The organism is Methylorubrum rhodesianum (genome assembly GCF_014199985.1).
Classification (GTDB): domain Bacteria; phylum Pseudomonadota; class Alphaproteobacteria; order Rhizobiales; family Beijerinckiaceae; genus Methylobacterium; species Methylobacterium rhodesianum.
The window spans coordinates 92839-105269 of record NZ_JACHOS010000006.1; the positions used below are offsets into that span (position 1 = coordinate 92839).

General features: G+C 72.0%; 14 protein-coding genes. 5 read left to right on the top strand and 9 right to left on the bottom strand.

The features are described from left to right. Window positions 1-1092, bottom strand: a complete 1092-nt coding sequence (locus HNR01_RS10500; RefSeq protein ID WP_183667787.1) for an acyltransferase family protein — start codon at window positions 1090-1092, stop codon at window positions 1-3. Between the two features lie 170 nt (window positions 1093-1262). On the opposite strand from HNR01_RS10500, the gene HNR01_RS10505 reads away from it, so the two are divergent. Further along, window positions 1263-1973, top strand: coding sequence for a DUF4142 domain-containing protein (locus HNR01_RS10505; protein ID WP_183667682.1), 711 nt, complete (start codon window positions 1263-1265; stop codon window positions 1971-1973). Between the two features lie 269 nt (window positions 1974-2242). Here the strand turns inward: HNR01_RS10505 and HNR01_RS10510 are convergent, their stop codons facing one another. The 3 genes from HNR01_RS10510 to HNR01_RS10520 all read right to left on the bottom strand — a co-directional run bounded on the left by HNR01_RS10510 (window position 2243) and on the right by HNR01_RS10520 (window position 4539). Continuing rightward, window positions 2243-2929, bottom strand: a complete 687-nt coding sequence (locus tag HNR01_RS10510) for a carbonic anhydrase (protein WP_183667683.1) — start codon at window positions 2927-2929, stop codon at window positions 2243-2245. Window positions 2930-3205: 276 nt separating this feature from the next. Beyond that, window positions 3206-3745 (bottom strand): NUDIX hydrolase, encoded by a 540-nt coding sequence (locus tag HNR01_RS10515; RefSeq protein ID WP_183667684.1) that lies wholly within the window; start codon window positions 3743-3745, stop codon window positions 3206-3208. Between the two features lie 41 nt (window positions 3746-3786). Then, window positions 3787-4539: a DUF429 domain-containing protein gene (locus HNR01_RS10520; RefSeq protein ID WP_183667685.1), complete on the bottom strand. Its 753-nt coding sequence runs from the start codon at window positions 4537-4539 to the stop codon at window positions 3787-3789. 96 nt (window positions 4540-4635) lie between these two features. Between HNR01_RS10520 and dut the strand changes: the two genes are divergently transcribed. Both dut and HNR01_RS10530 read left to right on the top strand, forming a co-directional pair. Next, entirely contained in the window at window positions 4636-5130 is a 495-nt protein-coding gene (gene dut / locus HNR01_RS10525) for a dUTP diphosphatase (protein WP_183667686.1), read from the top strand. Between the two features lie 173 nt (window positions 5131-5303). Continuing rightward, complete coding sequence (locus HNR01_RS10530) at window positions 5304-5504, top strand: hypothetical protein (protein ID WP_017484931.1); 201 nt, start codon at window positions 5304-5306, stop codon at window positions 5502-5504. A gap of 19 nt (window positions 5505-5523) precedes the next feature. Here the strand turns inward: HNR01_RS10530 and HNR01_RS10535 are convergent, their stop codons facing one another. Together HNR01_RS10535 and HNR01_RS10540 are read right to left on the bottom strand one after the other, a co-directional pair. Beyond that, window positions 5524-7278 carry a methyl-accepting chemotaxis protein gene (locus HNR01_RS10535; protein WP_183667687.1) on the bottom strand — a complete coding sequence of 585 codons (1755 nt, stop codon included), beginning with the start codon at window positions 7276-7278 and terminating at the stop codon, window positions 5524-5526. Window positions 7279-7395: 117 nt separating this feature from the next. After that, entirely contained in the window at window positions 7396-8181 is a 786-nt protein-coding gene (locus tag HNR01_RS10540) for an SDR family NAD(P)-dependent oxidoreductase (RefSeq protein ID WP_183667688.1), read from the bottom strand. Between the two features lie 235 nt (window positions 8182-8416). Between HNR01_RS10540 and HNR01_RS10545 the strand changes: the two genes are divergently transcribed. Beyond that, a complete protein-coding gene (locus tag HNR01_RS10545) occupies window positions 8417-9043 on the top strand; it encodes a TetR/AcrR family transcriptional regulator (protein WP_153873941.1) in 627 nt (208 codons plus the stop codon). A gap of 20 nt (window positions 9044-9063) precedes the next feature. On the opposite strand, the gene HNR01_RS10550 is transcribed toward HNR01_RS10545, so the two are convergent. Genes HNR01_RS10550 through HNR01_RS10560 form a run of 3 tightly spaced genes read right to left on the bottom strand, consistent with a single transcriptional unit; the run spans window position 9064 to window position 10795 of the window. Next, on the bottom strand, window positions 9064-9408 hold the full coding sequence (locus HNR01_RS10550; RefSeq protein ID WP_017484927.1) for a DUF1330 domain-containing protein: 345 nt from the start codon (window positions 9406-9408) through the stop codon (window positions 9064-9066). Between the two features lies 1 nt (window position 9409). Beyond that, on the bottom strand, window positions 9410-10108 hold the full coding sequence (pyrF, locus tag HNR01_RS10555; protein ID WP_183667689.1) for an orotidine-5'-phosphate decarboxylase: 699 nt from the start codon (window positions 10106-10108) through the stop codon (window positions 9410-9412). A gap of 57 nt (window positions 10109-10165) precedes the next feature. Further along, window positions 10166-10795, bottom strand: coding sequence for a uracil-DNA glycosylase family protein (locus HNR01_RS10560; RefSeq protein ID WP_183667690.1), 630 nt, complete (start codon window positions 10793-10795; stop codon window positions 10166-10168). 144 nt (window positions 10796-10939) lie between these two features. On the opposite strand from HNR01_RS10560, the gene zwf reads away from it, so the two are divergent. Then, window positions 10940-12427, top strand: coding sequence for a glucose-6-phosphate dehydrogenase (gene zwf, locus HNR01_RS10565; protein ID WP_043377242.1), 1488 nt, complete (start codon window positions 10940-10942; stop codon window positions 12425-12427). The last annotated feature ends 4 nt before the right edge of the window (window positions 12428-12431 follow it).

The following is a 12431-nucleotide window of genomic DNA, read 5'->3' on the forward strand; positions in this document are numbered from 1 at the left end:
TCATCGCTCGGGCGTCACGGCGCTTTTCGACGCCGCGGCGGGGCGTGCGGGTTCGAGTGCGCGGCGGACGAAGCGGGTCAGCGACCGCTCCACCAAGCGGTGGACGAGGAGCGCGGCGGGCAGGGTCAGCACGACCATCAGCACCAGACTCGGCCAGGGGCCGAGCGTGACCGCGAAGCCGCTGCGCAGCAGCCCTTCGCGGACGGCCCGCAACGCGAAGGGATGCAGCAGGTAGAGGGCGTAGGAGGCGTCCCCGAGCCGCTCGGCCGCGCCGAGGAGGCGGGCGGCCCAGCCGCCGCGCGCGGCTTCGGGCCGGTCCCGGCCGAGGACGGCCGCCGCCACGAGGAGCGCGGCGGGCAGGCCCCAGGCGAGGAGGCGCAGCGCCGGCGCGTCCGGCGCGGCGGCGAGCCCGAACAGGCCCGCCGCGGCGAGCGCGGCCCGGGCCGGTGCGTGCAGGCGCCAGCCCTCGGCGCGCAGCAGCGCGAGCCCGGCGCCGAGGACGAATTCGAGAACGATGGGATCGGACCAGAAGGCGAGGGGGACCGGCGGCGCGGGGAGCAGCCGACCGGCGAGGACGACGAGCGCCAGGGCGGCGGACAGCCACGCCACGGCGCCGCGCCGCGAGAAACCGAGGCCGAGGGCGAACAGGGCGTAGAAGGCCATCTCGTAGTTCAGGGTCCAGCCCAGCCCGTAGAGCGGCAGCACCGCCCCGTCGGGCCGCGCCATCGGCCAGAACAGGAAAGAGGCGAGAATGCGCGCCGCGTCCGGCGGTCCGCCCTCGCCGCTGAGCAGGGCGGGCGCGGCCAGGCCGAGGGCGAGATAGAGCCCGGTGACGAGCCAGTAGAGCGGCACGAGGCGGGCAATGCGGTGGGCGACGAAGCGCCCGCGCGCGCCCGGCCGGCCGTAGAGCGGGGCCGCCGCGTGGACGATGATGAAGCCGGAGATGACGAAGAAGATGTCGACGCCCGCCGGCCAGGGCAGCCCGTGACGCGGGACGAAGTCAGTTCCCGTCCGTCCGGCCAGGATCATCGCCTCGTTCTGCGCGTGGTGAACGACCACCATCAGCGCGGCCAGGGCACGAAGCCCCTGCACGAGGACCAGTTTTCCCCGCACGGGATCGGGATGAAAAAGCTTATTCAAATTTCGGGAACCAGCGTGGAAGGTCGTCGTTGACGCGTCGAAGTGATCTTCACGGCTTCGACCGGTTCATTCGGTTGTCGAGGCCAGTCCGCATGTCGGCAATCCGATATTTGAGGTTTGGTATGCTGAAGAAATACGCTGCTGCGTCCGCTCTCGTCGTCGCCATGGCGACCCCCGCTTTCGCCCAGGTCGAGGGCGACTTCCGCCTGGACGCCATGCAGGCAAATGCCTTCGAGATCCAGTCCGCCCAGATCGCGCTGCAGAAGAGCCGCAACCCGGCGGTGCGGGCCTATGCCCGCGAGGCCCTGCGTGACCATCAGGCCGCCAACGTCGCTCTGGCCGGCGGCGAGCGCAACTACATGGCCGCCCGTCAGGCCGGCCCCGGCGGCCTCGTCGGCGGCCTGGTCGAGGCGCCGCTCGCCATCGCCGGCGGCGCGGTCGGCGCGGCCACGGGCGTGGCGACCGGCGTGGTCGGCGGCACCCTGCAGGGTGGCCCGGTCGGCGCGATCGAGGGGGCCGGCACCGGCCTGAGCCGCGGCGCCGCCGCCGGCGCCCGTGCCTTCGACCCGGACACCACCGCGGGCACCACCGTGGTGCAGCCGAACCCGCAGCAGCAGCAGATGCTGGCCGAGCTGAACGCCACCCCGCCCGGCGCCCGCTTCGACCGGCTCTACGGCCAGCAGCAGGTGATGGCGCACCAGATGTCGATCAGCATGACGCAGTCCTACGCCCAGTCGGGCCCGAACCCGGCCCTGCGCAACTACGCCCAGCAGGCCCTGCCGGTGCTCCAGCAGCACTACAGCATGGCCCAGCGTCTCCCGGGCGCCCGCTAAGAGCGCCCGCTAAGAGACAGCGCTTCGGCGGAATGGAAAGGCGGCGGATCCGAAGGGGGCCGCCGCCTCTTTTCGTGTCTGGCCGTGTCCGGAGCCTCGGAATGTCGATCGCGAGCGACACCCGAGCGCCGAGCAGGCTCGCCGATAGGGTTCCCGCGATCGAGCGGTGCGCGCATCGTCACCGCCGCTCGCATTGTGGGAACGACGAAGACGAAAACGGCGCCTCCGGGCGGAGGCGCCGCAGACCCGTCGCCGGGCGGCCGAAGCGGTTAGGCGCCGGTGCAGCTGATCAGGGCGGAGGCGGCGAGCGTCTGCCCGTCGCGCTCGACCACGGAATGGAAGTCACCGGTCTTCGGATCACGGATGCGCAGTTCGCCGGTGACGATGCCGAAATGCGCGCCGTGCAGGTGCAGGCGGCCCACCTCGACGGCCTCGCGGATGAAGTCGAAGGTCATCAGGTTCTCGAGGCTCTGGCCGATCATCGCGTATTCGAGGCGGGTGAGGAAACCCTCCTTCTCCGGGGTGTCGCCGGACTCGGCGAGCTTCTTCTTGGCCGGCTCGACCAGCGAGACCCAGCGGCCGATGAAGTTGCCCGAGGAGAGCGGGTCGGCACCGAGCCCGGCGGCCTTGATGCCGCCGCAGGTGGCGTGGCCGAGCACGACGATGTGCTTCACCTTCAGGGCCTGAACCGCGAACTCGATCGCCGAGGAGGTGCCGTGATAGGCGGTGTCGCGCTCGGCGGGCGGGACGATGTTGGCCACGTTGCGGATCGTGAAGATCTGGCCCGGCCCGGTATCGAAGATCACCTCCGGGGCGACGCGGCTGTCGCAGCAGCCGATCAGCAGCACTTCCGGCTCCTGGCCCTCCTTGCCGAGCGTCTCGTACTTGCGCCGCTCGCTCGGCAGCCGCTCGCCGAGGAAGCTGCGATAGCCGTCGGTCAGAACCTGCGGAAACATGGGGGGTTATCCTTTCATCCTTGCCGTCTGAGGGACGCGCTTACCAAACGATCCGAGCCTCGACATCCATCCCCTTCGGCGGATGCGCTTGCGCACATCCTAAGCGGGCGCGTTCCCCTGGTGACCTCCCATGCTGGGGTCCCACAGTGGCATCCCATGGCACAGCCGACGGGGCCGGATCGGACACGATCCCGCCAGCGCCGGGCCGGGCGCGCCCGGCCCGCACGCATCGGTGCGCCGCGCCACGGATCGCGGCGGGCGTCCCGCGTGAGCGGCTCAGGCGTTCTGCCAGTCGAGGCGGACGGGCTGGTCCGGAACGTCGCCGGAGGCGATTCGTTGCGCCAGCTCGGCCAGTCCGGCGGGCTCGATGCGCTCCGCCGAGGCGGCCAGTTCGGCGAGCGGCCACCAGCGGGTGCCGCGCACGGGGTTGTCTTCGGTCTCGGCCAGCCGGCTCGTGTCGACGGCATCGCTCGCGAGCCGGACCACGAAGTAGCGCTCGCGGGCCCAGCGCGGCTTGCGGAACAGGCGGAACGGCCCGTCGCAGACGGCGACGCAGGGACCGAGCGCCACGTCGGCGACGCCGATCTCCTCCGAGAGTTCGCGCCGGCACGCCACCTCGTGGCTCTCGCCCGGCTCCAGCCCGCCGCCGGGCATGAACCAGAAGCCGAGGGCCTCCGGATGGGCCGGATCGATCGGGCGCACGGCCTCGTACTCGATCAGGAGCAGCCGGTTCGAGGGGTCGAAGACCAGGGCGCGGGCGATGTCGCGGGTCGGCAGGTCTGCCTCGGGAAGATCCGCGTCGGGAAGGTCGGTCACGGGCTCGGCTCCTCACGCACAAGTGACGGGGCGGGACAGGCTTACGGGCGCGCGACCGCCGGGACCGCGGGCGCCCAGATCACGATCGGCAGGCCATAGCTGTCGCGCTCGATCACCTTGGGAAGCGGCTCGGCGCGTCCGGCGGCGATGTCGCGGGCGACGACGAGGGCGGCCATGGCGTCGAGATGGTCGTCGGCGCCGACCCCCGGCTGCGGCCGCGAGCCGACCAGCGCCGCGGGCAGCCCGGCGGCGATCAGGAGCGCCCGGCGGGCGGCGAGGCCCTCGGCACGGGCCGGGCCCTTCTTGCCTGCGCTCAGGCGCCTGTCACCGTTGAGGCGGAAGAAGGCGACCTCCGGATGCACCTCGTGCAGCCGCGCGGCGAGATCGGGGCGCCCGCGCAGCAAGTCGTCGACCTCGCGGACGTAGCGCAGGATGTTCCAGCACTGGATCGAGGGCGCGAAGGGCGGCGCGGAGCCCGCCCGCGACAGCGCCTTGGCCGCGTCGTAGCTCGCGGCATAGACCGCCGGGCGCGGCGGCACCGGGAAGACGCTGGACCGCCCCGCCCCGAGAAGCGCCCGCGCCGCCCGGTCGGCGGAACGCCCGCCGCCGCTCACCCGGTCGGGCAGGCCGATCGGCACGTCGATGCCGATGCAGGCCGGTGCCTCCGGTCCGTCGAGCAGGTCGATCACCCGCGGGACGCGGGTGCGGCGCCAGCGCGCCGGATCATCGAGATCGATCAGGGCGACCGCCCAGGCACCGCGGCACCCGTCCAGCCCCGCCACCCAGCGCGCCATCCGCTCGCCCTCGCCCGCCCCTTGCCCGCGATTGCTCCGGGCGGCCGCTTCGCCGAAAGCTCTTCCCGCACTCTCATCCGGACGTCGAGAAGCGCCTTGTCAGATTCCTCCCCGAAGGTCGGCCTCCACATCCTCGATTCCCGGCTCACCGGGTGGGGCTTTCCCCGCTGGGGCAGCGCGGCGGCCGCGGGGCTCGACCTGCATGCCTGCCTCGAGACGCCGCTGCTCCTGGAACCGCAGGCGCCGCCCGCGCTGATCCCGGCCGGCGTCTCGGTGCGGATCGCCGATCCCGGCTGGTGCGGTCTGGTCTTCGCCCGCTCCGGCCTCGGGCACCGGGACGGGCTGGTGCTCGGCAACGGCACCGGGGTGATCGATGCCGATTACGAGGGGCCGCTGATGATCTCCGCCTGGAACCGCAACCCGCCCGGCCGCGGCGCGGCGATCCGCATCGAGCCGGGCGAGCGCATCGCCCAGCTCGTCTTCACCCGCATCCTCCGGCCGGATTTCGAGATCCGGGAGGCCGGAGCGACGTCCGATGCGCCAGCCTCCGGACGCGGGCAGGGCGGCTTCGGCTCGACCGGCCGGCTCTGATCGCGGCCTGTTCAGATCCGGCGCAGTCGCATCCGACAACCCGAAGAGCAAGCTTGGCCATATCAAGTCTCTCCGGAAGTCCGGGCAAGTCCTGCGCAGAGAAAGGGCGGCGGGAGGATTGAACTCTTCCCGTCCTCCTCCGTTGGTTCCTCGCATCCCCCGCGAGACGAACCATGGCCGCCCCTCACGACATCCTCGGCTTCTTCGAGCACCGCACCGACGGCGCCTGGGTCTGTGTCCGACCCTTCACGCTCAACACCCGCTCCACCCGGGTCGATATCCGCCGCGGCATGCGATTCGAGTACGGCCGGCGCGTCGGCGGCCTCGACCTCGCCGAATATCTCGAGCAGCTCGGCTCGCAGTTCGGCTCCTGATCGCCTTCCGACCCGTCCGTCAGAACCGATAGGCCGTGCGGCAGGCGCCCCAGGGCCGGCCCAGCACCCGGATCGGCGCATCGACCTCGCGCACGAGGATCCACTGGCTGCCGACCTCGCGCCGGTAGGATTGCACGGTGAAGGGCCGGGTCGAGCGTGAGGCGGTGATGCCGGTGCGGTCGTCGAAGATGCGCCGGTTACGGCAATGCGCGTTGTTCCAGACCGGATCGTCCGGCCGCTGCGGCTGCGACACCCGCGCATTGTGAACCGGCAGGAAGCCGTTGCGATCGCTCGGGATGCAGAACAGCATGCGCGGATCGGCCTGCAGCGGCGGCTCGATCAGCGGCGGCAGCAGGCGCTCCAGCGCGGGGACGGCCCGGGTGAGGAATTGCTGCGGGTCGGTGCCGGCGATCGGCTTGTAAGCCGTGTCGAACAGGATCTCCGGCGTCAGGCGTCCGGCCGCGATCTCCGACTCCATCACCGCCGCCATGCGATGGGCCACCTCCTGGGCGGTGGCGATCATCGGCGCGTAATCCGCCTCGACCTCAATCAGCGTCGCGGCCAGGGATGCTTCCGCCGCCGGAGCCAATTCCTCGAAGGCACAGTGCAGGCCCATGGGACTGACGCCGACGACCCGGACCGCGAGCGCCCCGATCCGCTCGATCTCGAGCGCGAGCCGCGCGCCGGGCTCGGCGCGCAGGCCCGGGATCGCCTCGATCAGGACGCCGCCCCGGCTCAGATCGATCGTCCGTCCGGTGGCGCCGGCGAGCGTCACGGCGCGCTCGACCGGGTAGCGGTCGAACCGGCGGCGGTCGCCGATCTCGGTCTGGCGGATCACCGCGACGAAGCGGCGCCCCAGCGCCTCGGTCTGAACCGAGGCGGCGGCACTGGCGCGCTCGGCCCGCTGGGCGAGCGCGTCCACGTCGGTGGCGGCGGCGGTCGCCGCGCTCGTGTCGCGGCTCACGCCCGAGACGAAGGCGGCCGCCTGCTGCGCCTCTTCGGCGAGCGCGCCGACGGTGGCGGCCTGATCGCCGGTGCCGCCGCGGACGGTGGCGAAGGCCGGACGCATCGCATCGACCGCCTCGGTCATGGCGGCGATCGCCGCGCCCGAGGCGTGGGCCCCCTCGCGCAGCCGGGCGATGCGGTTGCGCACGTCCGCCGCGGCGCGGCCCGTCTCGACGGCCAGCGCCTTGACCTCCCCGGCGACCACGGCGAAGCCGCGCCCCGCCTCGCCCGCGCGCGCCGCCTCGATCGTCGCGTTGAGGGCGAGCAGGTTGGTCTGCCGCGAGACCGCGGCGATGGTCTCGACGACGCTGGCGATCTCGTCGCCCGCCCGCTCCAGCTCGGCCAGCAGCGCGTGCGCCTCGACCGAACGGTCGGCCGCGGTCGCGAGGTGGTGGCCGGCCTGGTCCATGGCCCCGGCGATGCGCTCCGAGGTCGCGGAGAGGAGCCGGCTGGTATCGAGCATGCCTGCCGTCATGCCCGCCGCGCCCTCGGCGGCGGCGGCGAGCCGATCCATCCGCGACCGGATGAGGCTCACGCCCTCCCGCATGCGGCCGACTTCGTCGCGGGTGGTCCCGATCGAACCGCCGACCCCGTCGATCGCCGTCATCACGTCGGCCTCGACGACGTCGATCACGGCGCGGTCGGCGGCGCGGGCGGCTTGCTCCAGCGCCGGCGACAGGCTCGCGGGCGACGCCGCCGGCCCGGCCGCGGGCGGCTCGGCCGGGCCGGTTGGTGCGGCCTTGGCGGAGGAGCGCGAGAAGAAGCTCATGCGCGCACGCTGCCGCACGTTCGTTAAAGTTGTGTTTCGACCGATCGGCTCAATCTTTCCGCATATTTTCCGCACGGGAGCGCGGGGTCGTGACCGGTGCGTCGGGCGCCGCCTGCGTCAGGCGCCGCCCCATTGCATGGTCAATCCGCCATCGACCACGAGGGTGTGCCCCGTCACGTAGTCCGAGTCCGCGCAGGACAGGTAGAGCGCGGCCCGGGCGATCTCCTCCGGCTGACCGGCGCGGTGCCAGGGGATCCGCTCGAGCGATTGTTCGAGCGTCTCGGTGTGCTCGAAGCGGTCGGCGGTCATCGGCGTCTCGATCAGGCCGGGGGCGATGGTGTTGACGTTGATCCGGTCCTCGGCGAGTTCCCGGGACAGGCTGCGGCAGAGCGAGCCGACGCCCGCCTTGGACATGCCGTAGGGTGCGCTGCCCGGGGTCGGCAGGTGCTGGGCGACCGAGGAGACGATCACGATCTTGCCGCCGGCGGGCTTTCCGTCCGCGGCGGCCGCGCGCCGCATGCGGATGAAGGCGCGGGCGCAGAACAGCGGCGCCATCAGGTTGACGCGCAGGATGCGCTCCAGCACCGCGTCGTCCATCTCGGCGACCTCCATGCCGCCCATCGCCTGCCCGGCATTGTTGATCAGGATGTCGAGCGTGCCGAGATCGCGCGCAGCGGTGTCGAAGGTCCTGGCGACCGAGGCCGGATCGCCGACATCGTCCTGGATGACGAGCGCCCTGCGGCCGGCGGCCTCGACGCGGGCGGCGGTCTCGCCGATACCGGTCGCGTCGGTGTTGTAGGTGATCGCGACGTCCGCGCCTTCCTGCGCGAACAGGATCGCGGTCGCCCGGCCGATTCCGGAATCGGCGCCGGTGATCAGGGCCCGCTTGCCTTCGAGCTTCATGCGCACGTCCCATCTGCGGAAGGATTCGCCGTCCGATGGTGGCGCCGGAGGATCGCACCGGCCCGGCGGCCCCTCGGAAGGCATCGATTCCGGGGCAATCGAGGGGGGAGCGACCCGGTTCCGGGGCGTAAGCGGGGGCGTTGGAACGGCTTGCCCCTCTGGTGCTTTTTGAAGCCAACCGTTCGCATCGATCCGTTTTGACGCGGCCGGTGTCAAAGCTTAGGTACTGACGACGATGTCCGCCGCCACGGCCCATATTCTTCCACCCTCCGACGAGATCGCCCCGACCACGCGCGATCGGATCGTCGAGGCGGCGGCCCGCTCGTTCCAGGATATCGGCTACCAGAAGACGACGGTCGCCGACATCGCCCGCACGCTGAAGATGAGCCCGGCCAACGTCTACCGCTTCTTCGAGTCGAAGAAGGCGATCAACGAGGCCGTGGTCGAGCAGCTGACCGGCGAGATCGAGGCGATGATCGCGGCCATCGCCGACGCGCCGAAGCTCGCCGCGCCCGATCGGCTCGCCGGGATCATCACGGCGCTCCACGACGATTGCCGCCGCCGTTTCGAGGCGCATCCGCGCGTCCACGAGATGGTCGAGGCCGCGATGAGCGAGAGCTGGGGCGTCTGCCAGGCGCATGTCGACCGCATCGGCGCCGTCCTCGCACGGGTGGTGGCCGACGGAATGCGCGAGGGCGCCTTCACCGTCGCCGACCCGAAGAGCGCGGCGGCCTGCCTCCAGGCCGGGATCACCCGCTACTGCCATCCCATGCTGGTCGGCCGCCAACCCAACACGATCGATCCGCCGCTGCCGGTGATGATCGCCTTCCTGCTCGGCGCCCTGCGGCCGGCGGCCGCGTAAGGCCGCCCGCCGCGACGCCCTTATTCCGACGCGGCGCCCGGCGTCGGCGCCGGCTCGGAGACGACGGGCTGCGGGCCGTCATAGCCCTCGATCACCAGGATGTCGGCCTCGGCCCCACCCTTCTGCAGGGCGCGGGCCGATTGGTAGAGATCGGAGTTCCAGCAGGCCAGCGCGTCCTCGTAGCTCGGGAACTCGACGACGACGTTGCGCGCCCGCGCCTGCCCCGCCACGGCCTCGAAGGCGCCGCCGCGCACGAGGAACCGCCCGCCGAAGCGGGCGAAGGCGGCGCCGTTGGCCGCCGCATAGGCCTTGTAGGCCTCCGCGTCGCTCACATCGACCCGCACGATCCAGTAGCCCCTGGCCATTTCAGGCACCCTCCATCTCGGCAATGATTCTCTGCGCGACCGCGCGGGGATCGTCCGCTCCGGTGATCGGGCGCCCGACCACCACGTGGTCGATGCCCGCCGCCCGGGCCTGCCCCGGCGTCATCACCCGCTTCTGGTCGCCGGCCTCCGCGCCCGCCGGGCGGATGCCGGGCGTCACGATCAGCCCCGACGGCCCGATCTTTCCACGCACCGCCCGCGCCTCCGCCGCCGAGCAGACGATCCCGTCGATGCCGATCTGCACCGCCTGCTCCGCCCGGCGCGCGACGAGGTCGGCGACCGGCAGGGCGTAGCCGGCTTCCGCCGCGTCCGCGTCGTCGTAGGAGGTCAGCACCGTGACGGCGAGGATCTTCAGACCCGACGATCGCCCGCGCACGGCCGCGCGCATGGTCTGGGGATAGGCGTGCACCGTCAGGAAGGTCGCGCCCAGTGCGGAGGCCGAGCGCACGCCCTCCTCGACGGTGTTGCCGATGTCGTGGAGCTTGAGATCGAGAAACGTCTTCTTGCCCTCGTGCGCCAGCCGCGCGGCGAAGTCGAGCCCGCCCGCATAGGCCAGCCGGTAGCCGATCTTGTAGAAGGTCGCCGCATCGCCGATGCGCGCGACCAGCCGCTCGGCCGCCGCCACGTCGGGCAGGTCGAGGGCGACGATCAGGCGGTCGCGGGGGTCGGCACTCTGCGGCATCGGGCTCTCGTTCGAGGGATCAGCGGGTGGCAGCGATCCCCCCAAGCAGGGCGGCTGTCAACGCCGGAGGTCCATGGCCCGTGCCACCTCGGCCCGCAGCACCGGCAGAAGCTCCGCCTCGAACCACGGGTTCGTCCGCAGCCAGCCGTTGTTGCGCCAGGAGGGATGGGGCAGGGGCAGCACCCGCGGCCGCTCGGACGCTGCGAGGATGGCGCGCCAGCCCGCGACCGTCTCGGTGAGGCCGCCCGGCCGCGGCCCGAGATGCCAGGCCTGCGCGTACTGGCCGATCACCAAGATCAGGTCGAGGCGCGGTAGCCCGGCGAGGAGAGCGGCCCGCCAGGTCGGCGCGCATTCCCGCCGCGGCGGCCGGTCGCCGCCCTTGGCGTCGAGACCGGGGAAGCAGGCGCCCATCGGCAGGATCGCCACCCGCGCGGGATCGTAGAATTCCGCCTCGTCGAGCCCGAGCCACGTCCGCAGGCGCCGGCCGGACGGGTCGCTGAACGGGATGCCGCTGCGATGCGCCCGGTTGCCCGGCGCCTGACTCGCGATCAGCAGCCGCGCGGTGGCCGAGCCCTGCACCACCGGCCGCGGCTCGTGCGGCAGCGGCGCGCCGAAGAGGGGCGCGTCGCGGCAGAGCCGGCAGGCGCGCAGGCGGGCGGCGGTGGCGTCGAAGTCTTCGGCGGGCATGGCCTTGGAAATGGGGCGGGTCGGCCGGACGCGCGATGCGTCACCGCGCCCAGCCCGCACGGACAAGCGCGGGATCGCCCACACAAGCTTGGCACGAATCGCGCCGGCCCTACCTCACCTTGTGCGCGCACCTCCGGCGCGCCGATGGAGGCCCGCTTGGCAGGATCGCGCGCGTCACGGCTGGGGGCGGGCGTCGGCCCGAAACATCCGCAGGTCGTCGTCCTCGTCGGCGCCACCGGCGACCTCGCGCAGCGCAAGCTCCTGCCCGGCCTGTTCCACCTGTTCAGCGCCGGCTTCATCCCCGACATGCGCATCGTCGGCGTGTCGCTGGACGACATCGGCGTCGAGGCGTTCCGCGAACGCGCGCACAAGGCCATCGACCGGTTCTTCACCCGGCAAGCCGGGGAAGGAGAGTGGTCGGCCTTCGCCGAGCGACTCGACTACGTGCCGCTCTCGGCCGGTGCCGAGGCACTCGCCGAGGCGGTCGCCCGCGCCAAGGCGAGCCTCGGACAGGAGACCCGGTGCCTGCACTATCTCAGCGTGCCGCCCGCCGCCGCTCTGACCGTGGTCCGCCTCCTCGCCGAGGCGGATCTGGCGGCGGGCTCGCGCATCGTCATGGAGAAGCCGTTCGGCACCGATCTGGAGAGCGCGGTGGCGCTCAACGACCGGCTGCACGAGGTGTTTTCCGAGGAGCAGATTTTTCGGATCGACCACTTCCTCGGCAAGGAGCCGGCGCAGAACATCCTGGCCTTCCGCTTCGCCAACGGGCTGTTCGAGCCGATCTGGAACCGCACCTTCATCGACCACGTGCAGATCGACGTGCCGGAGACGCTGGGCCTCAGCACCCGCGCCGCCTTCTACGAGGCGACGGGTGCCTATCGCGACATGGTGGTGACCCACCTGTTCCAGATCCTCGGCTTCATGGCGATGGAGCCGCCGACCTCGCTGGAGCCGGGGCCGATCAGCGAGGAGAAGAACAAGGTCTTTCGCTCGATGCTCCCGCTCGATCCGCGGGAGGTGGTGCGCGGACAATATGCCGGCTACCGGTCCGAGCCCGGCGTCGATCCGCAATCGGACACCGAGACCTTCATCGCTCTCAAGTGCCGCATCGACAACTGGCGCTGGGCCGGGGTGCCGTTCTTCCTGCGCACCGGAAAGCGCTTGGCCGAGGGGCAGCGCATCATCTCGATCGCCTTCCGCGAGCCGCCGAAGAGCATGTTCCCGGTCAATTCGGGCGTCGGCGCGCAGGGGCCCGACCACCTCACCTTCGATCTCGCCGACGCCTCGAAGATGTCGCTGTCCTTCTACGGCAAGCGGCCCGGGCCGGGCATGCGGCTCGACAAGCTCTCGCTCCAGTTCAACATGAAGGATACCGGCCTGATGGGCGAGGTGCTGGAGGCCTACGAGCGGCTGATCCTCGACGCCATGCGCGGCGACCACACCCTGTTCACCACGGCGGAAGGCATCGAGCGGCTGTGGGAGGTCTCGACGCCGCTCCTGGAGGCACCGCCGCCGGTGAGGCTCTACGCGCCGGGCTCCTGGGGGCCGAAATCGATTCACCAGCTCGTGGCGCCGCAGGCTTGGCGCCTGCCCTTCGAGCGGGAATGGCGCAACACCGACGAGCAGGGCTGAGCAC